A 22,900-nucleotide genomic window follows, 5' to 3' on the forward strand; every position below is an offset into this window, starting at 1 on the left:
CCCCGGTCAGCTGTCGAAGAAGACCGTCTCCTTTTCGCCCTGCAGGTGGATGTCGAAGACGTAAGTATCGCCCCGGCGCTCGGCGATCAGCGTCGGCACACGCAGGCGATGCTCGATGCGGGCGAGGATCGGGTCCTCGGCATTGGCCTTTTCCTCGTCGGAAAAATAGAGCCTGGTGTGCAGGCCGACATTGATGCCGCGCGCCACGATCCACAGCGTGATGTGCGGCGCCATCAGCCGGCCGTCGCGAAACGGCACGCGGCCCGGCTTGATCGTCCGGAACAGGCAGACGCCCGTTTCCATGTCGGTCGGCTGCCGGCCCCATCCAGGGAAATTCGGATCGGCGGCGCCGCGCAATTCCGACGGCGAATTGTAGAGCCCGTTGGCATCCGCCTGCCAGATCTCGATCAGCGCATCCTTGAGCGGCGTGCCGGTGCCGTCGAACACGCGGATGCGCAGCTCGATGCGCTCGCCCTTGGTCTCGCCGTTGAGCATCGTCGAGCCAAGGTCGTTCGCATAGACGCCGCCGATGCCGCAGAAATTGGGCGTCAGCCCGATATGCACGTAAGGGCCGGCGGTCTGCGAAGGGCTTTCCTTCAACCGGTCGAGCGACTGCGCCATCAATTGCCCTCCGGCCTGTTCTCGAACAATGTCGAGCGGCGCCCGCGCAGCACGATGTCGAACTTGTAGGCGAGCGCATCCATCGGGATGGTCGACTGCATGTCGAGCGCGGCGATCAGCGCCTCGATAGCTTCCCTGTTGGAAATGCCGCCGACGATCGGACAACGCCAGATCAGCGGATCGCCCTCGAAATACATCTGTGTGATCAGCCGCTGCGCGAAGCCATGGCCGAACACGGAAAAATGGATATGCGCCGGCCGCCAGTCGTTCGGCCCATTCGGCCACGGATAGGGCCCGGGCCTGACCGTGCGAAAGGCGTAGCTGCCGTCTTCGCCGGTGATCGTGCGGCCGCAGCCGCCGAAATTAGGATCGAGAGGGGCGAGATAGGCGTCCTTCTTGTGACGGTAGCGGCCGCCGGCATTGGCCTGCCAGAATTCGAGCAGCACGCCAGGCACGCCCTTGCCCCGCTCGTCGAGCACGCGTCCATGGACGATGATGCGCTCGCCGAGGGCGCTCTCGCCAGGCCTGGCGAAATTGTGGATCAGGTCGTTGTCGAGCTCGCCGAGCATCGCGTGCCCGAAGACCGGTCCGGTCAGTTCCGACAGCGTGTTGTCGAATGCCACCAATGCCCGTTGCGGCGAGCGCAGCACCGAGCTCTTGTAGTTCGGCGTGAAGGCGGCCGGATGCCACTGGCGGTCGCGCTGGAAGAAGGCGCCGGTCTCGGGTGAACGGTTCGAGCCTCGCTCAGCCATGGGCGGCTCCGTCCATCTGCGCGAACACCTCCTTGGCAATCTTGAAGGCGCGGTTGGCTGCCGGCACGCCGGCATAGACGGCGACGTGCAGGAAGGCCTCGCAGATGTCGTCCCGCGTGGCGCCTGTATTGGCGGTGGCGCGCACATGCATGGCCACCTCGTCGTCATGGCCGAGCGCGGCAAGCAGGGCCAGCGTCACGATCGAACGCTCGCGCTTCGACCAGCCCGGCCGCGCCCATACCGTTCCCCAGGCGGCCTCGGTGATCAACTGCTGGAACGGCCGGTCGAAATCGGTCGCGGCATCCTCGGCACGGTCGACGTGGGGATCGCCAAGCACGGAGCGGCGGACCTCGAGACCCGTCCGGTAGCGGTTCTTCGTGACATCATCCATGGGCAGACGTTTCCTCAGGCAATGAGGCGGCGAAATCGCGGATCAAGGTGACGAGCGCGTCGGGCTGCTCGATGCACGGGATGTGCGCGGCATCGCGGATCATTTCGAAGCGGGCGCCTGGGATCAGATCCGCCAGCGAGCGAACAAGGTCGGGTGGCGTCGAGCCGTCCTGATCGCCGACGATGCAGAGCGTCGGCGCAGTGATACGCCGCGCCGCGTCGGTAAGATCGGCATCGCGCACCGCCGCGCATGTCCCGATATAACCAGGCAGCGCCTGCCTGGTCAGCATGTTGCGGCAGCCGGCCAGCTCGGCGGCGCGCGCTGCATGGAAATCCGGGGTGAACCACACTTTCAGCACGCCGTCGGCGATCGCCTCTATGCCGTCGCGCTCGACGGTCGCGATGCGCGTGTTCCAGCTCTCATCCGTGCCGATCTTGTGCGCGGTGTCGCTGAGGATCAGCGCCTCCACGCGTTTGGGATGGCGGGTATAGAGGCGCTGCGCGATCAGGCCGCCGACCGACAGGCCGCACAGCACGACCTTCCCGAAGCCGAAATGATCGATGAGGCCCAGCAGGTCGTCGACATGGTCCTCGATCGAGCGCACGCCGCCGCCGATATCCGACAACCCATGCCCGCGCTTGTCGTAGACGAGCATCGGTATTTCGCCGGCAAGCCGCGCGACGACGTCGTCCCAGATCCGGAAATCGGTGCCCAGCGAATTGATGAAGATGATCGGACGCGACGTGCCCGTCGCCTCGATGTAGCGGTGATACAGCGTCACGCCGCCTATGCTGACGAATGGCACGATTTCGATCCTCCAAAGCCACATTGCACCAGCGGTTTGGTTCGGTAAATCGAAACCATCGGCGGGACGCATCCCCTTCGAACATGTGAATCGAAATCGCGATCTATGGCATAGTTGGCCATGTTCGCGACGGCCGAAGATTTGCTCAGTTCGAATCAGACTCCACTTTGGAGCTTTAGCCTGCTTCTATGTGCAAAGGGTGCATGGGAGGGGGTTATGGCAATATTCGAATATCTAAGGCTGTCTCTGATCAGGCCAGACCAGAGTTCATTGATCGGTTCCGATGGTGGGCCGGCGAGGGAAATCACTCGCCGGGAATATCTTGAACGGGTTCTTTCGCCATCAAGTTTGGATTTTGAATACCGAGGCAGCCACTACACCCTCTTGAGGGACGGCATTTACGGAAATATCTTTGTCGGTCGCGTTGGAAAGCAGGTAATAGAGCCTTATCATCGTGGACCGGAGCAAGGCTTCGCCATCGATACAGTTGATGGCTGGAGGCCAGTATGGCTATTGCTTGACCTTTCAAGCGACTCGCAACTGATAGCCATCCAAACTGGTATCGCCTCCTCCAAAAACCTTCTTCAAGCGCTTTTCGAACGCATCCAAAGCAGTCTGCCTGCTCGCGAGTATGAGGCATTCATCGAATACGTCTCAGACGCGAAGGAATTCTGGAGGGTTGTCGAACAAAACCGAGGCAAACTCACCCGCCTTGAGTTTACGTTCGTCCCGCCGAACGCTTTGGGGCTTGAGGAGAAAATCAAGGCCATCGTCGAAGCTGCTAAGGGTGTCGGTTCCGAGAAGACAAAGTTTACCCACACCAACCAAAGCGGCGCGCTAGACCCAAAGGGTGAGTACGTGGAGGCGGCTCTCAAGGCCACATCAGAAGGGGCCGGGTCTGTATCACTAAAGTCTGGGAGGAAAACTGTATTCTCATCAGAAAAGAACCGAAAAACTGCCGATATTCCAACGGCGGAAGTTCCACAACAGAAAGACGATGCGGCCATCAACTAAATGGTTGATCGTCTTTACGAGCAGAAAAAATGAAGTGGCCGATAGTCGCGATCGTAACACTTTCGTCATTTTCAGTCGCAGTACTGAAGCCAGAATGGCTTGCTAAGAATACGTTCTTGGCAAACCTTGTTTCATATGAACTTGTCTCGATACTCATCGTCATTCTCACCGTAACTATGGGCTTCAGTTGCAAACATTCATCTTTCGTTAGGCAGGCTAAAAAAGTCATTGATGGACAAGGGAGTGGACATCAGCAAACAGATAGCTGGCGCCAGGAGAGAATTGTCCGAAAACGCTTGGTACCTATTTGGGTCATTTTGCATATTGCTGGTTGATCTACTTTTTAAAGGTAGCCTTGAGCCAGCATATGTCTTTTGGATTGCGACGACACATGCAATTGCAATCGTAATTCTTGTAGTAAACTTAGCGATCCTTTATGATATATACATATCGGTTTACATGTTGACATCCCTGGATGAGCCATCACATCCGGGACAATCTGGCGACGGGTCCGAAATCGGAGACGGCCATAGCTGACACGAACAAGCGCTTTGACCGCCTGGTGGAGGCGATGGCTGCAAAGCCACCGCTCAACGTTCAGGGCGCGGGAACGATTGCAGCAAGAGGTCAAGCATCAAGTGGGATGCTTCCGCAGGTTCTGCCGGAACTCGAACACCCAAAGGTAGGTCTGCACCACTTCTTCGAAACGGCCACGTAAGTCCCGCGCATCGAACGCTTAAACGTGCGATCAGAAGGCTTCGATGTTGTTGGTGTGGACCTGACCGCGCACGTACTCGCCTTCGCTATGGTTCACGCTATGCCGGAGCTTGCCGCCTATCCCAGCGTCAGCCCGGCCTTCCTCGCCTCCTCGCGCAAGAACGGCAGTCCGACCTCGATGACGTCGCGCGGATTCTCGGCCACCGGCCGCCACACGGCGAGCCCGCCGGCGATGTCGACATCGACATGGTTCATGCTTTCGAGCGTGATCGCGCCCTGATAGCCGATGTCGGCGATGGCCTTCATGCAGGCCGCCCAGTTCAGCATGCCACGCCCCGGCACGCCGCGGTTGGCTTCCGACACATGCACATAGCCGAGATAGGGCGCCGCCGCCTCGAAACCGGAAGCAAAGCTCTCTTCCTCGATATGCATGTGGTAGGTGTCGAGATGAATGAAGATGTTGGGCGCGCCGATGCGCTCGATGATCTTTGCCGCGTCGATGCCGCGGTTGATCAGGTGCGTCTCATAGCGGTTGCAGGGCTCGATGCCGAGCTTCAGGCCGCGCGACTTCGCCGCCTTCGCCGCGCGTTCGAGGAAACGGCACATACCGTCGATTTCCCTTTGCGTCGGCGCGCGGCCGGTGGTCTTGCCGATCGTGCCGTAGGTGACGCCGCCGAGCGCTTCGGCGCCGACCTCATTGCAGACCCGGAAAGCCGGTTCGAGGAAATCCAGCGCCTCGTCCGGCCGTTCGACCACATCGAGCGCGCGCGGCAGGCCGAGCGAGGGGACCAGTTCAACACGATAGTGATTGGCAAAGCTGCGCGTCCGCTTGGTGTCGATCTCCTCAGGCCGAAGCAAAGGGATCTCCATCAGCCCGATGCCGTATTCCTTGAGCCTGTCCATCTGCGGCTCGATGCGGGCAAGGTCCCAGACCGGTGCGATGGCGAAAGTGTGCAGTCCGAAGGTGTTCATGTCAGCCTCGTTGCTCATGCGCCGCCGCTGCGGCCGTATCGCCGCCGCCGACGATGCGGCTGACGACTTCGTTCATGTTGGTCCTGGCGGTGACGAGATCGGCGTCCGCCCTGCCGTGGCGCAGCACGACGATGCGGTCGGTGACTGACAGCACGTCGTTCAGCCGGTGCGAGATCAGGATGACGGCGATGCCTTCGGACTTCAGCCGCCGGATGAGATCGAGCACGCTCTGCACCTCGCGCACGGCAAGCGCCGCAGTCGGTTCGTCCATGATGACGAGCTTCGGATTGAAGGTGAGCGCGCGCGCGATCGCCACCGTCTGCTGCTGGCCGCCGGAGAACGAACCGACCGACCGGTTTATCGACGGCAGATGCGCGCCCAGCCGCTCGATCATTTTCGACGCTTGGCGATCCATCTCGCTTTTGTCGACGAAGCCGGGGAACAGGCCGAGCAACTTTTTCGTCGGTTCGCGTCCGAGGAAGATATTCGACGCCACGTCCTGTTGCTTGGCCAAAGACAGATCCTGGTAAATCATTTCGATGCCGAGGCGCCGCCGCTGACCGGGGTCCAGCGCCAGGATATCCTTGCCATCGAACTCGATCGAGCCGGTGTCGGCACGGTAGATGCCGGTGATGGTCTTCATCAGCGTCGACTTGCCGGCGCCATTGTCGCCGACCAGTCCGACCACCTCGCCGGCCGCGACCGAAAGATCGACGCCATGCAGCACGTCGACCGCGCCGAAGCTTTTGCGGATGCCGCGCAGCGAAAGCAGGGTCATACCCGCGACTCCTTCCGCACCTGGTACTGGTCGATGAAAACCGCGAGGATCAGCACCGCGCCGATCGCCATCTGCTGGTAATAGGATTGCACGGCAAGCAGCGTCAGCCCGTTCTGCAAGACGCCCATGATCAGCGCGCCGATCATGGTGCCGAGGATCGAGGCGCGGCCGCCGAACAGATTGGTGCCGCCGATGATCGCAGCCGTGATGGCGGTGAGCTCGTAATTGATGCCGGCGGTCGGATCGCCGGCATTGACGCGGGCTGTGAACAGCAGGCCGGCAAGCCCGGCGAGCGCGCCCGACAGCGTGTAGATGATGCGGCGGTGATGCTCGACGCGGATGCCCGCGGCTCGTGCTGCACCTTCGCTATCGCCCAGCGCCAGCGTGTGGCGGCCGAAACGCGTATAGGCGAGCACCGCATGCGCGACGATGGCCGTCAGCACCAGGATGATCACCGGCATAGGGACGCCGAACGGCCGCCCCTGCCCGATATAGACGATCTCGGGCGGCAGGCCGTAGATCGCCCTGCCCTTCGAGATGACCAGCGCCAGACCGCGCGCCAAGCCCAGCATGCCGAGCGTGACGATGAAGGCCGGCACGAAGGCGCGGGTGACCAGCTGGCCGTTGATGTAGCCGGCGATCCCGCCGGCCAAGATGCAGGCGATCACTGCGAAGACCGACGGCCAGCCGAGATTGACCGCCACGAAAGCGCCTGCGACGCCCGCAAGCCCCATGACCGAGCCCAGCGACAGGTCGAGCCCGCCGGCACCGATGACGAAAGTGGCGGCGATCGCCAGCACGCCGATCGTCGAGGTCGCGAGCAGGATGTTGAGGAAATTGCTGAGCGACAGGAAATAGGGCGACAGGAGCGCCATCGCCGTGCTCAGCGCCAGAAGCACCACCAGCGACTCCAGCCGGATGTGGAGCCTTTCGACGGATGCGCGCAGCACCCGAGCCCAGAAGCCGGGCTGTTCAGAAGCCATGTTTTCTACCCTTCGGGTAAGGCAGTAGGGGAGTAGGTTAGTAGGGGAGTAGGGAAAGATGGGCGAAGCACAAACCGCGCTCCCCTACTCCCCTACTGCCTTACTCCCCTACTCCCTTCCTTCCTCACTTCACATATTGCAGCATCGGTTCCTTGCCGGCGTCGAGCACGTCCTTGGTCAGCACCAAAGTCGGCACGGCAATGCTTTCCGGAACCTTCTCGCCGCCGAGCGCCTTCTTGACGTTCTCCACCGCCTGCTTGCCGACCAGATAGGGAAGCTGCGCCACCGAGGCATTGAGGCGGCCTTCCTTGATCGATTTCACCGCATCGACATTGCCGTCGACGCCGATGATCGTCACCTGCGAACCCTTGCCCGCCGCATAGACCGATTCCACTGCACCTAGCGCCATGCCGTCATTGGCGCAGAAGATGGCGACGAGATCGGGATGTGCCGTCAGCGTGTCGGTGGCGATCGAAGCGGCCTTGCCGCGGTCCCAGTCGCCCGGCAGCGAAGCGACGATTTCGAGGCCGGGCGCCAGCTCCTTCAGCTTGTCGGCAAAACCCTTGGCACGCTTCTCGCCGGTGATGTTGCCGGACAGGCCTTCGATCACCAGCACCGGACCCTTGGCGTCCTTGCCGAGCTTGTTGGCGAGATACTCCGCGCCCTGCGCGCCGGCGGCGATGTTGTCGGAGCCGATATGGAAGGTGACCTTGACGCCTTCCTTGTCGAGCACCGCCTGGTCGAGATTGTTGTCGAGGTCGACGATCTTGATCCCGGCATCCTGCGCCGACTTCAGGCAAGGCAGGAGGTTGGTTGAGTTGATGGCGGCGGTGATCATTGCCACCGGCTTGCGCTCGAGCATGGTGTTGCAGAGGTTCAGCTGCGGTTCGGCTGCCTGATCGCTCTCGGCCGCCTGCTGGAAGTACTTAACCCCGGCTTCCTTGGCGCCGTCCGCGACGCCCTGCGCCATCGCGCCCCAGAACGGGTTGGCCAGTGTCTTCATCAGCACGCCATATTCGCCGTCCTCGGCCTTGGCAACGCCGACCGCGGAAAACGCAAGCGCGACGCCGACGGCAAGGGTAAATCGATTAATCCTTGGGAAATGCAATATCATTCTATCCTCCGTTGATCCTTGGCGCCGGATGCCACGGCCAGGGCCGGCGCATGCTTCCGCTCACGACAATGGGGGCTGTTGTCGGTCTCCTCCCCCGGAATGCGGACCGCTGCCTGGCGAGCCAACGGATTCCCGCATCAACACTTGGCAGGGCTCGAGCCGCGCCGTGGGTGGTCCCACATCACCCTCGACCCTGCGAAACAAAAGATTCATCGCCTCGCTGGCGATCCGGTGCACCGGCTGCACCACGGCGGCGATGGCCGGCCATGTCACCTGCATCCATTCGGCATCGTCGAAGCCGACCAGCGAGATGTCGTTCGGGCAATGCCAGCCACGCCGGCGGAACTCGGACAGCGCGACGAGCGTGCCCTTCAAAAGCAGCGAATAGACGGCGGTCGGCCGCTCTCCCCTGGCAAAGTAATCGCGCAGCGAGGATCGCAGCGGCTCGACGCTGACTTCCGAGGTGATGACGTCGATGCGCACCGATGGGTTGAGCGCCAGCGCCTGGCTGCGAAAACCTTCCAGGCGCGCGCGCACCGTCGCCGCCTGCTCCGCAAGGCCGATGACCAGTATATGACTGTGCCCATTGCCGACCAGCATCCGCGCCACTTCGGCGCTGGCGGAGGCGCTGTCGGCCGAGACGGTGTCGAACGCGTCGTCGGACAAGACGCGGTCGATCAGCACGCCGGTCATGCCGTGGGCTTTCATGAAGGCGGCCGCCGGACCATGCTCGTTGCGCACAGGCGCCAGCACGACGCCGGCAACGCGCCAGTCATGCATGCGGGCAAGGATTTCCTTCTCGCGCGCCTCCGATTCACGGCTCGATGCGGCGACCAACGTGTAGCCGCGCTGTTCGGCAAGGCCTTCGAGCTCGGTCACCATCTGGCCGAAGAACTCGCTCTCGAATTCGGGCATGATGGCGCCGATGATGCGGCGCTTGGCCCTGCGCATATCGGAGGCTAAAGGATCGACGCGATAGCCCAGATGCTCGACGGCATCGAACACACGCTGCGCGTTTTCCGGCTTGACCGTGGTGACGCCGGCCAGCACCTTGGAGACGGTGGCCGCGGACACGCCGGCATGGCTTGCCACGTCGTGGATCGACGGACGCCGCTGCCGGGTTTGGTGTTGTGCCATTGACCTCCTCCCGAGGGCAGGCAGCTGATTTTCTGCCTCGCTATCGTAATCGATAAATCGATTTTTCGTTCTTGTAAATCGTTTCATCGGGAGTAAGACTTGAATGCGTGGTTGACGCGATCCAATCGCGCCCGGAGGAAAAACATGCCCGACAAAGCCTTGCCGCTGGTCATCAGCGCGCCCGAACCGCGCACATTGGAGCTCATCTTCACGCCGCCGCAGCTGGCGCGCCTGCGCAAACACTATCGCATTGTCGAGACCACCCCGGAAGGCGTTGCCGCCCTGCCCGCCGAAACCCTGGCCGAGGCGCGTTTTATCATCGGTCAGCCGCCGATTTCAGCTGAGACGCTGGAGAAGCTGAAGGCGCTGCGCTGCATCTTCAACGTAGAAACCAACCTGCTCAACAACATGCCTTATGAGACGCTGTTTGCGCGCGGCATCCATGTCGTCACCACCGGCCTGGTCTTTGCCGAGCCGGTCGCGGAACTCGGCCTTGCCATGGCGCTGAACCTCGCCAGAAACATCGTCGACGCCGACCTCGCTTTCCGGCAGGGCAAGGAGTTGTGGGGCGGCGACGGCAACCAGGCGGCGCGCCTGCTTTCCGGCGCGGATGTGGGCATCATCGGCTTCGGCGATCTCGGCCGCGCACTCAACCGCCTGCTGACCGGCTTCCGCACCCGCACGAAAGTTTTTGATCCATGGCTGCCGCCATCGATCCTGATCGACAATGGCGTCGAGCCGGCCTCGCTGGACGAGGTGCTGTCGCAAAGCGATTTCGTCTTCGTCGTCGCTTCCGTCACCAGCGAGAATGAGGGTTTCCTGGGCGCCGACGCCTTTGCCAGGATGCGCAAGGGAGCGGCCTTCATCCTGCTCAGCCGCGCCGGCGTCGTCGATTTCCCGGCATTGATGCAAGCGGTGAAGAGCGGCCACATCGTCGCCGCGAGCGACGTCTTCCCGGAGGAGCCGCTGGCCAAGGACCATCCCGTCCGCACCCTGCCCGGCTTCCTGCGTTCGGCGCATCGCGCCGGCGCGCTCGACGTCGCCTTCAAGCGCATGGGCGACATGGTGCTGGAGGACATGGACCTCATCGACCGCGGCCTGCCGCCGCTGCGCTCCAAGCGCGCCGAGCGCGAGACGGTTTCGCGCATGCGCTCCAAGCCGGTCGACAGGAATTAGTTTCGAGCAGGCTGCCTAAAGCGTCCCGAGCCGAAGCGCGTCGCGCGCGATTTGCCAGGCCGTCTCCACATGCCGCCGCGCCGCCGCCTCCGCCGCTTCCGGCTTGCGCGAACGGATCGCATCCATGATCGCCTGCATTTCGGCGATCGCCGGCTCGCGGCGGTTCTGCGACAGGATTGTCATCGAACGCAGCTGGTTGATGCGGACGTTGAGACCGGTGACGATCTCCCAAGCTATGCGCTTGTCGGCGGCTTCAAAGAGCACCTCATAGAAGCTCGCCGTCGCCCGCATCACCTCGGCCGGCACGCCCGACGCCCACGCCTCGAGCAGCTTTGCCAGCGCCGCATCGAGCAGCGCGATCTGACCGTCGGTGGCCGATGTGGCGCAGGCCTTCGCCGCAATGCCCTCCAGCAGCGCGCGCAACTCGTAGATCTCGTCGGTCCGGCCAAGATCAGGCTTCGCCACGGCCGGCCCATGTCCAGGTATCATCTGCACCAGGCCTTCGGCCTCCAACTGCCGCAGCACCTCGCGCACGACCGAACGGCTGACCCCGAGCTGGTCGCACAGCGGCCGCTCGACCAGCCTTTCGCCGGGCTGGAAATGGAAATCCATGATCGCCTCGCGCATGCGCTCCAGCGCCAGCGTCCTCAACGTTTTGGCGGAGCGGTCTATGCGAAGCGTGTCAGCCATTTTTCCTGAATCCTTAGCCTCGTCACAAAAACCGATTCCATGACCGATTGACAAGACGCATGGCACTCCATAGCATGGTATACCATAAGACGATACAGAAATCGATGGGCCCCGAGCGGCTCCCATCCTGAGGAATTTCATGCAGCCGGCCATCCGCAAGATCGTCACCTATACCGAGAACACCCTGATCGAGGGCGGCAAGACGGCCCCGCGGCCGCTGCGTCTGATCGGCGTCGCCGCGGTGCTCACCAACCCATGGGCAGGCCGCGGCTTCATCGAGGACCTCTCCCCCGAGATCCGCGTTTTCGCGCCGGTGCTCGGCGAAACGCTGACCAATGAGATTATCGGCGCGGCAGGCTCGGGCGAGGTCATCGAAGGCTACGGCAAGGCCGCCATTTGCGGCACGTCGGGTGAGGTCGAGCATGCGTCGGCGCTGATCCACACGCTGCATTTCGGCAATCACTATCGCCGGGCCGTCGGCGCCAAGACCTATCTCGCCTTCACCAATCTGCGTGGCGGTCCGAACACGCCGATCATGATCCCGCTGATGGACAAGAACGACGAAGGCCGCCGCTCGCATTACCTGACCGTGCATTTCCAGATCGGCGACGCGCCCGCGCCGGACGAGCTGGTGGTGGCGCTCGGCGCGTCCATCGGCGGCCGCCCGCATCACCGGATCGGCGACCGCTACCAGGATCTGAAGGAGCTCGGAGATCTGCATGGCTGACGCCGCGACGATCCGCAGCAAGGCGCCCGACGGCACCGGCTTCATCCGCGCCGGTTCGGGCGCGCCGGTCCTGCTCATCCACGGCGTCGGCATGGATGCCGCGATCTGGCAGCCCCAGATCGCCGCGATGCAGGACCGCTTCGACGTGATCGCCATCGACATACTCGGCCACGGTTCTTCGCCCCTGCCGCCGGAGAACGCCCGCCTGTCGGACTTCGCCGATCAGGCGATCCGCCTGCTTGATCATCTCGGCCTTGCCCGCGTCGCTGTCATCGGCCACTCGATGGGCGCGCTTGTCGCACAGGAAATCGCGCTTCGCGCCCCGTCGCGCATCAGCGCCATCGTCTGTCTCAACGCCGTCTTCCGTCGCCCGCCCGAGCTCGCGCAGGCGGTGCGCGAACGGGCGGCAGCGCTTGGCCGGCCCGGCGATCCGTCGGCCATCGCCGCCACGATCGCCCGCTGGTTCGGCAACCCGATTCCGCCGGCTCTTTCAGACGCGGCCGCGACGGCCCGCGCCGCGCTCGAAAGCGTCGACGCCGAAGGCTATGCCCGCACCTACCGCCTCTTTGCCAGCGCCGACACCGCGCACACCGATCACCTGGGCGACCTTGCCGCACCCGCGCTGTTCATGACCGGCTCGGAGGATCGCAACTCGACACCCGCCATGTCAGCGGCGATGGCGCGGCTTGCGCCGGCGGGGCGGTGCTTGGTGCTGAATGGCGAAAAGCACATGATGACAATCGCTTCGCCGCAAAAAGTGACTCAACGGATAATGAACTTTCTCGACGAGGCGTCGAGTGCTTCCGCAGGCGCGGAGGCCGGTCCCGCATTCGACGCCATGGAATTTCGACGCGCGCTCGGCTCCTTCCTGACCGGCGTCACCATCGTCACCACGATCGACGAGGCTGGCGATGCGCGCGGCTTCACCGCCAACTCCTTCACCTCCGTCTCGCTCGACCCGCCACTGGTGCTGGTCTGCATTGCCAAGAAGGCGCTGGGGCATCAGGCCTTCTCGACTTCGAGAGGCTTTGCCATCAACGTCCTGTCGGAAGCCCAGAAAGCCGCATCCGGTGTCTTCGCCTCAAAGACCGCGGACAAATTCGCCTCCGTGGCATGGCAGCCCGGGCAGACCGGCAATCCGCTGATCGAGGGATCAGTTGCGGTGTTCGATTGCGGCATGGAGCAATTGGTCGATGCCGGTGACCATTCGATCCTCATCGGCCGCGTCCATGACTTCAGCCACAATGGTGCCCAGCCTCTCGGCTACTGCCGGGGCGCCTATGTCACGCCGGGGCTTAGCCAGGAGGCGCTGGCGGCGAGCGCTCCCCCCGGAACCGAGGTCGGCGCGATTCTCGAGAAAGAAGGCCGCGTCCTCTTCTTCGAGACTGCCGAGGGATCCTACCAATTGCCGGCCGGTCGCGGTCTCGGTGCCGCGAACGATGCCCGCAGCCTCAGGGGAAAACTTGCCGCCAAGGCGATTGATGCCGAGCTCGGCTTCCTTTACGCAGTGTGGGACGACGCGACGGACGCTGCCCGCACGCACGTCTACTATCGCGGGACGGTGGACGCCCCCGTCTCCGGCGACGGCCAGATCCGGTTTGTCGAGATCGAACGCATCGCCGAATTGAAGATCGCCGATCCAGCAGTGCGTTCGATGCTCGCCCGCTACGCGCGCGAGCGCGCCGAAGACACGTTCGGCGTCTATGTCGGCAACGAGGTCGAAGGCGAGGTCCGGCCGCTCGCAAGGCCGGCGCCGTCGACGCCAAGCCATTCCGGCCCAATCCATTCCGGCCAGCGGTGAGACCGATGAAATTTTCGCTTTTCGTCCATATGGAGCGCTCGGATCTCGCCAAGCCGCATTCCGAATTGCTTACGGAACTTGAAGAACTGGTGCTGCTGGCGGAGCAGGCCGGCTTCGAGACGGCCTGGATTGGCGAGCATCACGGGATGGAATTCACCATCTCGCCGAATCCCTTCATCAACATCGCCTATCTCGCCGCCAAGACGAAAACCATCCGTCTTGGCACCGGCACGATCATCGCGCCGTTCTGGCATCCGATCAAGCTCGCCGGCGAAGCGGCGATGGCCGATGTCATCACCGGCGGTCGGCTGGATCTGGGCATCGCGCGCGGCGCCTACAGCTATGAGTATCAGCGCGTCTTCCCGGGACTGGATGCGTGGGGCGCCGGCCAGCGCATGCGCGAGATGATACCGGCGATCCGCGACCTCTGGGACGGCGACTACGAGCATTCCGGCGAGTTCTGGCAGTTCCCGCCGACCACCTCCTCCCCCAAGCCCTTGCAAAAACCCTCCCCGCCGATCTGGGTGGCCGCGCGCGACCCGAATTCGCACGATTTCGCCGTCGCCAACCGATGCCAGGTGCAGGTGACGCCGCTTGCCTCCGGCGATAGCGAGGTGGCGAGCCTGATAGAGCGCTTCAATGCTGCCTGCCAGGCGCACCCGGACATCCCGCGGCCGCAGATCATGCTCTTGATGCACACTTTCGTGGCCGAAGATGCCGCCGACGCCGACCGACTGACCGAGGACCTCTCGCAGTTCTACTGCCAGTTCGGCGCCTGGTTCCAGAACAAGAAACCCGTCCGCCAGGGCGTTCTCGAGCCGCTGACCGAGGAAGAGATCGCGGCCATGCCCCAATACGCGCCGGACAAGATCCGGCAAAACCTGGTCATCGGCGAGGCCGACGAGGTGATCGCCAGGCTGAAGACCTACGAGGCGCAGGGCTACGACCAGTATTCGATCTGGATCGACAGCGGCCTTTCGCATGAGCGCAAGAAGAAATCGCTGCAGCTGTTCATCGACAAGGTGATGCCGGCTTTCCAGGAGGCGCAGTCGCGATGAGCAGCACCGCCTTCAGGAACTACATAGACGGCCAGTTCGCCGAAGCGTCCTCCACCTTCGACAGCATCGATCCGTCAACGGCCTTGCCCTGGGCGACGATGCCCGCCGCTTCCGTTGCCGATGTCGACCGCGCCGTGGAGGCCGCGCACCGGGCGCTACGTTCCGGTCCGTGGGCATCGATGACAGCGACGGCGCGTGGAAAACTGCTGGTCAGGCTCGGCGATCTCGTCGCCGCCAATGCCAGCCGCCTGGCCGAGCTGGAAACGCGCGACACCGGCAAAATCATCCGCGAGACGCGCGCGCAGATCGCCTATGTCGGCGACTACTACCGCTATTATGGCGGGCTGGCCGACAAGCATGAAGGCGCCTTCATCCCGATCGACAAGGCCGACATGGAAGTCACGGTGCGGCCCGAGCCGATCGGCGTCGTTGCCGCCGTCGTACCGTGGAACTCGCAGCTCTTCCTGTCGGCGGTCAAGCTCGGCCCGGCTCTGGCAGCCGGCTGCACCGTCGTTCTCAAGGCCTCCGAGGATGGGCCGGCGCCGCTGCTGGCTTTCGCCGAGCTCGTCCATGAGGCCGGCTTCCCTGCCGGCAGCGTCAACATCCTCACCGGCTTCGGCCATGATTGCGGGCACCGCCTAACCAGCCATCCCCTCGTCGCCCGCGTCGCCTTCACCGGCGGTCCTTCAACCGCGCGCCGGATCGTCGCCAACACTGCCGAGAACCTCGCCTACACCACGCTCGAGCTCGGTGGCAAAAGCCCGGTCGTCGTCTTCGCCGACGCCGATCTCGACAGCGCCGCCAATGCAGTAGTGGCCGGTATTTTCGCCGCCACGGGCCAGAGCTGCGTCGCGGGCTCGCGGCTTCTGGTCGAGCGTTCGGTCAAGGACGATTTCCTTTCCCGTCTGAACCGCAAGGCGGAAGCCATCGTCATCGGCGACCCGCAGGATCCCGCGACCGAGATGGGTCCGCTGGCGACGGCGGGCCAGCGCGAAAGGATCGAGGCGATTGTGGCGGAGAGCGTGGCGGCAGGCGGCCGACTGGTCACCGGCGGCGCGCGGCCGAAGGGCAAGGCCGACGGATACTACTACGCGCCGACCATCATAGAGGCGCAGGACCAGACTCTCGCCTGCGTGCGCGAAGAGCTGTTCGGTCCGGTGCTGAGTGTGCTTGCCTTCGACAGCGAGGCTGAAGCGCTGGCTTTAGCCAACGACACGCCATTCGGGCTCGCTTCCGGTGTCTTCACCTCAAATCTGGCTAAGGCGCATCGCATGGCCCGCGGCGTCCATGCCGGCGTCGTCTGGGTCAACACCTACCGGGCCGTCTCGCCGCTGGTCCCCTTCGGCGGCTACGGCCTTTCGGGTCTCGGTCGCGAAGGCGGCATCGACGCCATCCGCGATTACACGCGCTCGAAATCGGTGTGGATACGCACCTCCGACGACCCGATCCCCGATCCGTTCGTCATGCGCTGAGAAGGCACGGCGAGGTGCAGACAAGAACAAGAAACGGAACAACCAATCAGAGGAGAACGACATGAAACTGATTTTCGCCGGCATCCTTGCCGGACTGATGGCGACCACGGCCGCGAAGGCCGATGAAATGGTGTTCACCAGCTGGGGCGGGACGACGCAGGAAGCCCAGACCAAATCCTGGGCCGAGCCTTTCACCGCCTCTTCGGGCATCAAGGTGCTGCAGGACGGACCGACCGACTACGGCAAGCTGAAGGCGATGGTCGACGCCAAGAACGTCACCTGGGACGTCGTCGACGTCGAGATGGATTTCGCCATCAAGGCGGCCAAGGACGGGTTGCTCGAGCCGATCGACTTCGCCGTCGTGCCGAAGGCCGATCTCGACCCCCGCTTCAGCAATGAGAACGCCGTCGGCAGCTTTTACTATTCCTTCGTGCTCGCCTGGAATAAGGGCGCCGTCTCCGGTGAGCCGGCAAGCTGGGCGGACATGTTCGACACCAAGAAGTTTCCGGGCAAGCGCACCTTTTACAAATGGTCGGCGCCGGGCGTGATCGAGATCGCGCTGCTCGCCGACGGCGTGCCGGCCGACAAGCTCTATCCGCTCGACCTCGACCGCGCCTTCAAGAAGCTCGACACCATCAAGTCGGACATCGTCTGGTGGGGCGGCGGCGCCGAATCGCAGCAGCTGATCGCCTCCGGCGAGGCCGCCTTCGGCCAGCTCTGGAACGGCCGCGTCTTCGCGCTCGAGAAGGACGGCGCCGATGTCGGCGTGTCCTGGAACCAGAACCTCACCGCCGCCGACGTCCTAGTGGTGCCGAAGGGCGCCAAGAACAAGGACGGCGCCATGAAGTTCCTCGCCGGCGCGACCAGCCCGACCGGCCAGGCGAAATTTGCCGAGGCGAGCGGCTACGCGCCGATCAATACCAAGGCCAAGGCCGAAATGCCCGCCGACGTGGTCAAGGGCTTGCCCGACGCGCATGTCGACGGACAGATCAATCTCGACATGAACTACTGGGCCGAGCATCGCGACGAGATCGCCACACGCTGGTACGCCTGGCAGGCAAAGTAGACGCCGTCCTTTCGTGACAAGGATCGGGACGGCGCTCGCCGTCCCGATCCCAATCCGGGATTACCGTCATGTCGGTGGAAGCACAGCAAGGGGTCGCAAGCCCTCGAATACCGGCAGGCCTCGGCGGCCTGCTTCCGGCGTTGATCCTGATCGGGCTCTTTTTCGGAGTGCCGGTGCTGGCGCTCCTGCTGCGCAGCGTCACCGACCCCGCTCCAGGCCTTCAGAACTATGCGGCGCTGCTGGGCGACGGCACCTATGCGCGGGTGTTCTTCAACACTTTCCTCGTCGCCTTTGTCGTCACCGTCGTCACCGTGGCCGTCGGTTTTCCGGTCGCCTGGATGCTGGCGATCATGCCGCCGGCGCTCGGCTCGATCCTGTTCGGCATCATCATCCTTTCGATGTGGACGAACCTCTTGACCCGCACCTATGCCTGGATGGTGCTCTTGCAGCGCACCGGCGTCATCAACCGGGCGCTGATGGGCGCCGGCATAATCGATCAGCCACTGCCGCTGATCAACAATCTCACCGGCGTCACCATCGGCATGGTCTACATCATGCTGCCCTTCATGATCCTGCCGCTGGTCGGCACCTTGCGCGCCATCGATCCGATGACTTTGCGCGCAGCCGCCCTTTGTGGTGCCAGCCCGCTCGCCGCCTTCAGGCGCATCCTGTTGCCGCTGTCTCTGCCCGGCATCGCCGCCGGCGGCCTGATGGTCTTCGTCATGTCGCTCGGCTATTTCGTCACGCCGGCGCTGCTCGGCGGCACGTCGAACATGATGCTCGCTGAAATGATCGCGCAGATGATCCAGTCACTGCTCAACTGGGGCCTGGGGAGTGCTGCCGCCTTCATCCTGCTCGTCGTCACCATGGCGCTTTATGCATTGCAGCTGCGCCTGGTCGGGTCAAAACGCGCGGCGGGAGGCACCTGAGATGCTGCTCGACTATGACCGCCTCGGCTGGTTGAAGGCAGCACTGCTCGCCTTCACCGCGCTGGTCGCCGCCTTCCTGCTGCTGCCCGTGGTGTTCATCGTGCTGCTGTCCTTCGGCTCGTCACGCTGGCTTGCCTTCCCGCCGCCCGGCTGGACATTGAAATGGTATCAGGAACTGTTTGCAGATCCGTCGTGGATCGAGGCCGCGCTGACGAGCGCCCGCATCGCCACGATGACCGCTATCCTGGCCGTCACCATCGGCCTGCTCGCCTCCTTCGCGCTGGTTCGCGGCACGTTCCGCGGCCGCGAAGTCCTGCGCGGGCTGCTGCTCACGCCAATGGTGCTGCCGGTTGTCGTTTTCGCCATCGCCATCTACGCCTTCTTCCTGCGGCTTGGCCTCGGCGGCACCACCATCGGCTTCGTCGTCGCCCACACCGTATTGGCGCTGCCCTTCGCGATCATTCCGATCGCGACCGCTCTGGAAGGCTTCGACAAGTCGATCGAGGATGCGGCCATCGTCTGCGGCGCCAGCCCGCTGCAGGCCAAGCTCAGGATCACTCTGCCGTCGATCCGCATCGGCATCTTCTCCGCCGCGATCTTTTCCTTCCTGGCTTCATGGGACGAGGTGGTGGTGGCGATCTTCATGGCGAGCCCCACTTTGCAGACCTTGCCGGTCAAGATCTGGGGGAGTCTCCGCTCCGACCTCACCCCCGTCATCGCCGCCGCCTCCAGTCTGCTGGTCGCGCTCACGCTGGCCCTGATGATCGTGACGGCACTCTTGCGCCGAAAGCTGCAGACATGACCCAACCCTTTCTCTCGATCCGCAAATTGCGCAAGGCGTTCGGTGCCTTCACCGCCGTTCATGATTTGACGCTGGATATTCCGAAGGGCGAATTCCTGACCTTCCTCGGGCCGTCCGGTTCCGGCAAGTCGACCACGCTCTATGCCATCGCCGGCTTCCAGGATCCGACCTCCGGCGACGTGCTGCTGCAGGGCAAGTCGCTGCTTTCAGTGCCTTCGCACAAGCGCAACATCGGCATGGTTTTTCAGCGCTACACGCTGTTCCCGCATCTGAGCGTCGCCGAAAACGTCGCCTTCCCGCTTCGCGTCCGCCGCCGGCCCGAGGCCGAGGTCAGGCGCAAGGTCGCCGACATGCTCTCCCTGGTGCGGCTGGAAAGCTTCGCCGAGCGTCTGCCCGCGGCTCTCTCGGGCGGTCAGCAGCAGCGCGTCGCGCTTGCCCGTGCGCTGGCGTATGATCCGCCGATCCTGCTGATGGACGAACCATTGTCGGCACTTGACAAGAAGCTGCGCGAGGAGATCCAGGCCGAGATCCGACGCATCCATCGCGAAACCGGCGTCACCATCCTTTACGTCACCCACGATCAGGAAGAAGCGCTGCATCTGTCGGACCGCATCGCCCTCTTCAGGGATGGCCGCATCGAACAGATCGGCACCGGCGAAGACCTCTACCTTAGACCCGCAACCGATTTTGTTGCCGGCTTTATCGGCAACTCGAATTTCCTCGCCGCCGAGCATCTGGAAACGGTGGGCGGCGCCTCGACCATTCGCCTCGCCGACGGCGCGCTTGTCTCCGGCATAAATGCCAATGGCAGCTTCGCGCCCGGACAGAAAACCAGGCTGATGATCAGGCCCGAAGCATTTCGCCTGGAGCGCTCGCCGAACAATGCGGAGCTTTCGGTCGAGATCGTCGATGTCGCCTTCTACGGCGAGCGCCGGCGTATTGTCGCGCGCACGAGCGCTGGACAGGAAATCGACATCCGGCCGACATCTTCGGCAGCGGCAACGCATGATGCCTCGCTGGGCAGGCGGCAGATATTCTTCGATCCTGCCGGCGCCTTCCTATTTCCTGCCTCGAGCAAAACCCCGGGCAAGGAGGTGACGTATTAACGGTCCCGATCAAAGTTGACGCCCGGGCGAGCGTGCGCGAGTCGAAGAAGACCGACAAGGACGGGATCATCGCCATGATCCGGGCCTGCAGCAGCAGCTGTGGAGCACCTTTGCCGATTTAGGCGACGAGGTTGCGGCTCACCGTTGGTGCGACCGGCTCGCCGAAATTGGCTTCTAGCCAGGCGATCGCGCTTGCAACATCCTCGATGACGAAGCGGGCAGCCGTCTCGTCCTGCGGCTTCACGCGGATCGAGATTCCGCCCGCGGCATTGACCGTGTCGAAGCCGTTCTCGTCGGACGTGTCGTCGCCGAGGAACACCGGGCGCCTGCCGGTGAAAGGATCGAGCTGCATGAAGCGCCGGATCGCAGCGCCCTTGGCGGCTTCGAGCGGCATCAGCTCGACGCCGGCATTGCCGGCGATCACGCGGTAGCCCTGCGGCAAGCGCGCGAGCGCCGCCTCGACCAGCTCCGTCGCCCTCGCCAGAAGCTGCGGCGCGGCTCTCGTGTGGATGGCGAGCACCGGGCCCTTGCGCTCGACATAGACGGCCTTGCTTGCCAGCTCCAGTTCGATCTCGTCGGCAAGTGCCGCCATATCCGCCGGTTCGTCGGCGGCTTCGATCTTTCCGTCCGGCCGAAGTCTGTGCTCCAGCCCGTAGAGGCCGGCAATTCGCAATTTCAACGGGTCGAACAGATGGTCGACGGCTGCTATCGAGCGGCCGGTGATGAAGGCGAGCGCCCCGTCCAGCCGCCGTTCGATCGTCTGCAGCAATTGCCGCAACTCGGCGCTGACCGACACGCTGTCGGGATGCGCCGCGTGCTCCAGCAAGGTGCCGTCGATGTCGAGGAAAAGCGCCCACCGGCCTTCGGGAAGCGGCGGGGTAAGGTCTGCCTGACTATTCATCGGAATCCGACTGCCTGCTTGCGTTCGAACATGGAAACGACATTGTCGCCGGTGGGACCTGCCGGCCGGTCGTATAGGGCCGTGACCCGGTCGAGGTCGCCGCGCTTCCTGAGCCGCGCCGCGTCGAGCAGCATGCTGCCGGCCCAACGATAGACATTGTTGTCGCGCACGATGTCGCGCATGCGCCGCATGCGCTCGTGCTGCTCGTCCGGCCCCATGGTCATCGCCTGCAGCATCGCCTCGCTCATCATCGCCGCGTCGTACGGGTTGACGATCAGCGCCTCCAGCAATTCGCGCGAGGCGCCCGCGAAGGTGCTGAGCAGCAGCACGCCCTGCTCGTCGTCGCGCGACGCCACGAACTCCTTGGCGACGAGATTCATGCCGTCATGCAGGCTGGTCACGAGGCAGATGTCGGCGGCGCGATAAAGCTCATAGACCGCGGCTTGCGAATGGTGCTCGGCCACCATGACGACCGGCTGATAGGATTTGTTGCCGTAGCGCTGGTTGAGCTCGTCGGCATAGCGCAGGCATTCTTCGTGAAGCTGCTTGTAGGCAGGCAGCGTGCCCCGGCTTGGTGCAGCGATCTGCAGGAATACGACGTTGCCGATCGTTTCTGGATGACGGATGAACAGTTCCTCAAGCGCATGGAAGCGATCGAGGATGCCTTTGGTGTAGTCGAGCCGTTCGACGCCGACGCAAAGCTTGGCGCCAGTTGGAATTCTGAACCGCTTGCGCACGCGCGCCCGGCACTCCTCGACGCTCGGAAGAGTTTTCAGCAGCTCGACCGGCCACTCGATCGAGATCGGATAGGAATGCACGAGCGTCACCTGGCCGCCATAGGAAATGGCCGCGTCGGCTCGCTCGATCCGGCTTTCCATGAAACGGTCGACGCTTTCGGTGAAGTTGTTGGCATGGAACTGGGTGTGGAAGCCCACGATCGAGCTGCCGAGCAGGCCGTCGAGGATGCGCTCGCGCCACGGGCAGATGCTGAACACTTCCGAGTTCGGCCACGGTATGTGCCAGAAGGTGATGACGATCGCCTCCGGCAGGCGCTCGCGGATCATGCGCGGCAGAAGCGCGAAGTGATAGTCCTGGACCAGCACGATCGGCCGCTCGTTTCGCGCTTCGGCAACCACCGTCTCGGCGAATTTGCGGTTGACGGCCTCATAGGCCTCCCAGTCGGATTCGCGGAAGATCGGGCGCGTGAACGCGATATGGCAGAGCGGCCACAGGCCCTCATTGGCGAAGCCAAGATAATAGCCCTGATATTCGTCGTCGCTCAGCCAGACGCGGCGCAGTGTGTAGGAAGGATTGCCGGGCGGCACCTGCACCCGGTCGTTCCTGTCCACCACCGTCCGGTCGGCAGTGCCGCCGCCATAGGCGATCCAGGTGCCGCCGCAAGCGCGCGTGATCGGTTCCAGCGCCGAGACCAGTCCGCTCGCCGGCACGACAAGCTCGACGTCGCCGTTCCTGGTTTCGTTGTGGATATAAGGCTCGCGATTGGAGACGATGATGACCTGCGCATCCGGCAACTCGTCAGCGAGGATCTTGCGCAACGTCTCCGGCGACCATGTGACCAGGGCCGCGTCGACCGACTGCCCGTTCTTTTCGAATTCGCGCAGCACCTTGCGCGCGGCCTCTGTGGCGAAGTCGTCGCCGGGGCCGGCCACAGCCGAAATCCTCGGGTGATTGCGGCGGTACCGGGATATCGAAATGAAAATCGCGAATGCGGAAAGTCCAAGGCTTGCGAGAATAAGGACCAGTAACAGAACGCTATATTGTGTCATTGAAATGCCAGGCTGCCTCCGGCTGTCCGCTCATTATTTTCGTTCTTGCCGGCTGCGGACGGCAGACCGGTCCACCTGTGCAACGCACAAGCCGGCCATGG

General features: G+C 63.5%; 24 protein-coding genes. 12 read left to right on the forward strand and 12 right to left on the reverse strand.

Going from position 1 to position 22,900, the window contains the following annotated elements; all coding sequences use genetic code 11:
- Positions 1 to 6: 6 nt before the first annotated feature.
- The 4 genes from pcaG to pcaD are packed head-to-tail and all read right to left on the reverse strand — an operon-like array spanning position 7 to position 2,569.
- Entirely contained in the window at positions 7 to 621 is a 615-nt protein-coding gene (gene pcaG, locus FJ423_RS02545; protein ID WP_140838935.1) for a protocatechuate 3,4-dioxygenase subunit alpha, read from the reverse strand.
- Positions 621 to 1,373 (reverse strand): protocatechuate 3,4-dioxygenase subunit beta, encoded by a 753-nt coding sequence (gene pcaH, locus FJ423_RS02550; protein ID WP_140838937.1) that lies wholly within the window; start codon positions 1,371 to 1,373, stop codon positions 621 to 623. Before pcaH ends, pcaG begins: the two co-directional genes overlap by 1 nt.
- The gene (gene pcaC / locus FJ423_RS02555; protein ID WP_140838939.1) at positions 1,366 to 1,764 is read right to left on the reverse strand and encodes a 4-carboxymuconolactone decarboxylase; all 399 of its coding nucleotides are present in this window, start codon (positions 1,762 to 1,764) and stop codon (positions 1,366 to 1,368) included. Before pcaC ends, pcaH begins: the two co-directional genes overlap by 8 nt.
- Positions 1,757 to 2,569, reverse strand: coding sequence for a 3-oxoadipate enol-lactonase (gene pcaD / locus FJ423_RS02560; RefSeq protein WP_140838941.1), 813 nt, complete (start codon positions 2,567 to 2,569; stop codon positions 1,757 to 1,759). Before pcaD ends, pcaC begins: the two co-directional genes overlap by 8 nt.
- Positions 2,570 to 2,785: 216 nt before the next feature.
- On the opposite strand from pcaD, the gene FJ423_RS02565 reads away from it, so the two are divergent.
- The 3 genes from FJ423_RS02565 (at position 2,786) to FJ423_RS02575 (ending at position 4,301) form a co-directional block, all read left to right on the forward strand.
- Positions 2,786 to 3,583, forward strand: a complete 798-nt coding sequence (locus FJ423_RS02565) for a hypothetical protein (protein ID WP_140838943.1) — start codon at positions 2,786 to 2,788, stop codon at positions 3,581 to 3,583.
- 29 nt (positions 3,584 to 3,612) lie between these two features.
- Entirely contained in the window at positions 3,613 to 3,918 is a 306-nt protein-coding gene (locus FJ423_RS02570) for a hypothetical protein (RefSeq protein WP_140838945.1), read from the forward strand.
- 140 nt (positions 3,919 to 4,058) lie between these two features.
- Positions 4,059 to 4,301 carry a hypothetical protein gene (locus FJ423_RS02575; protein ID WP_140838947.1) on the forward strand — a complete coding sequence of 81 codons (243 nt, stop codon included), beginning with the start codon at positions 4,059 to 4,061 and terminating at the stop codon, positions 4,299 to 4,301.
- 116 nt (positions 4,302 to 4,417) lie between these two features.
- Here the strand turns inward: FJ423_RS02575 and FJ423_RS02580 are convergent, their stop codons facing one another.
- From FJ423_RS02580 to FJ423_RS02600, 5 genes are all read right to left on the reverse strand, one after another.
- A complete protein-coding gene (locus FJ423_RS02580) occupies positions 4,418 to 5,272 on the reverse strand; it encodes a sugar phosphate isomerase/epimerase family protein (protein ID WP_140838949.1) in 855 nt (284 codons plus the stop codon).
- Position 5,273: 1 nt separating this feature from the next.
- A complete protein-coding gene (locus FJ423_RS02585; RefSeq protein ID WP_140546490.1) occupies positions 5,274 to 6,050 on the reverse strand; it encodes an ATP-binding cassette domain-containing protein in 777 nt (258 codons plus the stop codon).
- The gene (locus FJ423_RS02590) at positions 6,047 to 7,033 is read right to left on the reverse strand and encodes an ABC transporter permease (protein WP_140838951.1); all 987 of its coding nucleotides are present in this window, start codon (positions 7,031 to 7,033) and stop codon (positions 6,047 to 6,049) included. Before FJ423_RS02590 ends, FJ423_RS02585 begins: the two co-directional genes overlap by 4 nt.
- Positions 7,034 to 7,157: 124 nt before the next feature.
- Positions 7,158 to 8,147: a substrate-binding domain-containing protein gene (locus tag FJ423_RS02595; protein WP_140838953.1), complete on the reverse strand. Its 990-nt coding sequence runs from the start codon at positions 8,145 to 8,147 to the stop codon at positions 7,158 to 7,160.
- Positions 8,148 to 8,207: 60 nt separating this feature from the next.
- Positions 8,208 to 9,284, reverse strand: a complete 1,077-nt coding sequence (locus FJ423_RS02600; protein WP_140838955.1) for a LacI family DNA-binding transcriptional regulator — start codon at positions 9,282 to 9,284, stop codon at positions 8,208 to 8,210.
- 144 nt (positions 9,285 to 9,428) lie between these two features.
- Between FJ423_RS02600 and FJ423_RS02605 the strand changes: the two genes are divergently transcribed.
- The gene (locus FJ423_RS02605; protein WP_140838957.1) at positions 9,429 to 10,460 is read left to right on the forward strand and encodes a hydroxyacid dehydrogenase; all 1,032 of its coding nucleotides are present in this window, start codon (positions 9,429 to 9,431) and stop codon (positions 10,458 to 10,460) included.
- A 15-nt stretch (positions 10,461 to 10,475) separates the two neighbouring features.
- Here the strand turns inward: FJ423_RS02605 and FJ423_RS02610 are convergent, their stop codons facing one another.
- A complete protein-coding gene (locus FJ423_RS02610; RefSeq protein WP_140838959.1) occupies positions 10,476 to 11,150 on the reverse strand; it encodes a GntR family transcriptional regulator in 675 nt (224 codons plus the stop codon).
- 139 nt (positions 11,151 to 11,289) lie between these two features.
- Between FJ423_RS02610 and FJ423_RS02615 the strand changes: the two genes are divergently transcribed.
- The 8 genes from FJ423_RS02615 (at position 11,290) to FJ423_RS02650 (ending at position 20,111) form a co-directional block, all read left to right on the forward strand.
- Positions 11,290 to 11,877 (forward strand): amino acid synthesis family protein, encoded by a 588-nt coding sequence (locus FJ423_RS02615; RefSeq protein ID WP_140838961.1) that lies wholly within the window; start codon positions 11,290 to 11,292, stop codon positions 11,875 to 11,877.
- The gene (locus tag FJ423_RS34570; protein WP_140838963.1) at positions 11,870 to 13,678 is read left to right on the forward strand and encodes an alpha/beta fold hydrolase; all 1,809 of its coding nucleotides are present in this window, start codon (positions 11,870 to 11,872) and stop codon (positions 13,676 to 13,678) included. Before FJ423_RS02615 ends, FJ423_RS34570 begins: the two co-directional genes overlap by 8 nt.
- 5 nt (positions 13,679 to 13,683) lie before the next feature.
- Positions 13,684 to 14,736 (forward strand): LLM class flavin-dependent oxidoreductase, encoded by a 1,053-nt coding sequence (locus tag FJ423_RS02625; RefSeq protein WP_140838966.1) that lies wholly within the window; start codon positions 13,684 to 13,686, stop codon positions 14,734 to 14,736.
- Entirely contained in the window at positions 14,733 to 16,208 is a 1,476-nt protein-coding gene (locus tag FJ423_RS02630; RefSeq protein WP_140838968.1) for an aldehyde dehydrogenase, read from the forward strand. Before FJ423_RS02625 ends, FJ423_RS02630 begins: the two co-directional genes overlap by 4 nt.
- Before the next feature lie 61 nt (positions 16,209 to 16,269).
- Positions 16,270 to 17,274 carry an ABC transporter substrate-binding protein gene (locus FJ423_RS02635; protein WP_140838970.1) on the forward strand — a complete coding sequence of 335 codons (1,005 nt, stop codon included), beginning with the start codon at positions 16,270 to 16,272 and terminating at the stop codon, positions 17,272 to 17,274.
- 68 nt (positions 17,275 to 17,342) lie between these two features.
- Positions 17,343 to 18,203 carry an ABC transporter permease gene (locus tag FJ423_RS02640; RefSeq protein WP_140838972.1) on the forward strand — a complete coding sequence of 287 codons (861 nt, stop codon included), beginning with the start codon at positions 17,343 to 17,345 and terminating at the stop codon, positions 18,201 to 18,203.
- A gap of 1 nt (position 18,204) precedes the next feature.
- The gene (locus FJ423_RS02645; RefSeq protein ID WP_140838974.1) at positions 18,205 to 19,005 is read left to right on the forward strand and encodes an ABC transporter permease; all 801 of its coding nucleotides are present in this window, start codon (positions 18,205 to 18,207) and stop codon (positions 19,003 to 19,005) included.
- Positions 19,002 to 20,111: an ABC transporter ATP-binding protein gene (locus FJ423_RS02650; protein WP_140838976.1), complete on the forward strand. Its 1,110-nt coding sequence runs from the start codon at positions 19,002 to 19,004 to the stop codon at positions 20,109 to 20,111. The genes FJ423_RS02645 and FJ423_RS02650 overlap by 4 nt, the downstream gene beginning before the upstream one ends.
- 118 nt (positions 20,112 to 20,229) lie before the next feature.
- On the opposite strand, the gene otsB is transcribed toward FJ423_RS02650, so the two are convergent.
- Positions 20,230 to 21,012 carry a trehalose-phosphatase gene (otsB, locus tag FJ423_RS02655; protein WP_140838978.1) on the reverse strand — a complete coding sequence of 261 codons (783 nt, stop codon included), beginning with the start codon at positions 21,010 to 21,012 and terminating at the stop codon, positions 20,230 to 20,232.
- Positions 21,009 to 22,799 (reverse strand): trehalose-6-phosphate synthase, encoded by a 1,791-nt coding sequence (locus FJ423_RS02660; protein ID WP_140838980.1) that lies wholly within the window; start codon positions 22,797 to 22,799, stop codon positions 21,009 to 21,011. The genes otsB and FJ423_RS02660 overlap by 4 nt, the downstream gene beginning before the upstream one ends.
- Between the last annotated feature and the right edge of the window lie 101 nt (positions 22,800 to 22,900).

Source organism: Mesorhizobium sp. B2-8-9 (genome assembly GCF_006439475.1).
Taxonomy (GTDB): Bacteria; Pseudomonadota; Alphaproteobacteria; order Rhizobiales; family Rhizobiaceae; genus Mesorhizobium.

Bases quoted from the DNA above. Each gene is read 5' to 3' on its own strand.
- pcaG (WP_140838935.1), bottom strand. From the start codon at position 621: ATGGCGCAGTCGCTCGACCGGTTGAAGGAAAGCCCTTCGCAGACCGCC.
- pcaH (WP_140838937.1), bottom strand. From the start codon at position 1,373: ATGGCTGAGCGAGGCTCGAACCGTTCACCCGAGACCGGCGCCTTCTTC.
- pcaC (WP_140838939.1), bottom strand. From the start codon at position 1,764: ATGGATGATGTCACGAAGAACCGCTACCGGACGGGTCTCGAGGTCCGC.
- FJ423_RS02565 (WP_140838943.1), top strand. From the start codon at position 2,786: ATGGCAATATTCGAATATCTAAGGCTGTCTCTGATCAGGCCAGACCAG.
- FJ423_RS02570 (WP_140838945.1), top strand. From the start codon at position 3,613: ATGAAGTGGCCGATAGTCGCGATCGTAACACTTTCGTCATTTTCAGTC.
- FJ423_RS02575 (WP_140838947.1), top strand. From the start codon at position 4,059: ATGAGCCATCACATCCGGGACAATCTGGCGACGGGTCCGAAATCGGAG.
- FJ423_RS02580 (WP_140838949.1), bottom strand. From the start codon at position 5,272: ATGAACACCTTCGGACTGCACACTTTCGCCATCGCACCGGTCTGGGAC.
- FJ423_RS02585 (WP_140546490.1), bottom strand. From the start codon at position 6,050: ATGACCCTGCTTTCGCTGCGCGGCATCCGCAAAAGCTTCGGCGCGGTC.
- FJ423_RS02590 (WP_140838951.1), bottom strand. From the start codon at position 7,033: ATGGCTTCTGAACAGCCCGGCTTCTGGGCTCGGGTGCTGCGCGCATCC.
- FJ423_RS02595 (WP_140838953.1), bottom strand. From the start codon at position 8,147: ATGATATTGCATTTCCCAAGGATTAATCGATTTACCCTTGCCGTCGGC.
- FJ423_RS02600 (WP_140838955.1), bottom strand. From the start codon at position 9,284: ATGGCACAACACCAAACCCGGCAGCGGCGTCCGTCGATCCACGACGTG.
- FJ423_RS02605 (WP_140838957.1), top strand. From the start codon at position 9,429: ATGCCCGACAAAGCCTTGCCGCTGGTCATCAGCGCGCCCGAACCGCGC.
- FJ423_RS02610 (WP_140838959.1), bottom strand. From the start codon at position 11,150: ATGGCTGACACGCTTCGCATAGACCGCTCCGCCAAAACGTTGAGGACG.
- FJ423_RS02615 (WP_140838961.1), top strand. From the start codon at position 11,290: ATGCAGCCGGCCATCCGCAAGATCGTCACCTATACCGAGAACACCCTG.
- FJ423_RS34570 (WP_140838963.1), top strand. From the start codon at position 11,870: ATGGCTGACGCCGCGACGATCCGCAGCAAGGCGCCCGACGGCACCGGC.
- FJ423_RS02625 (WP_140838966.1), top strand. From the start codon at position 13,684: ATGAAATTTTCGCTTTTCGTCCATATGGAGCGCTCGGATCTCGCCAAG.
- FJ423_RS02630 (WP_140838968.1), top strand. From the start codon at position 14,733: ATGAGCAGCACCGCCTTCAGGAACTACATAGACGGCCAGTTCGCCGAA.
- FJ423_RS02635 (WP_140838970.1), top strand. From the start codon at position 16,270: ATGAAACTGATTTTCGCCGGCATCCTTGCCGGACTGATGGCGACCACG.
- FJ423_RS02640 (WP_140838972.1), top strand. From the start codon at position 17,343: ATGTCGGTGGAAGCACAGCAAGGGGTCGCAAGCCCTCGAATACCGGCA.
- FJ423_RS02645 (WP_140838974.1), top strand. From the start codon at position 18,205: ATGCTGCTCGACTATGACCGCCTCGGCTGGTTGAAGGCAGCACTGCTC.
- FJ423_RS02650 (WP_140838976.1), top strand. From the start codon at position 19,002: ATGACCCAACCCTTTCTCTCGATCCGCAAATTGCGCAAGGCGTTCGGT.
- otsB (WP_140838978.1), bottom strand. From the start codon at position 21,012: ATGAATAGTCAGGCAGACCTTACCCCGCCGCTTCCCGAAGGCCGGTGG.
- FJ423_RS02660 (WP_140838980.1), bottom strand. From the start codon at position 22,799: ATGACACAATATAGCGTTCTGTTACTGGTCCTTATTCTCGCAAGCCTT.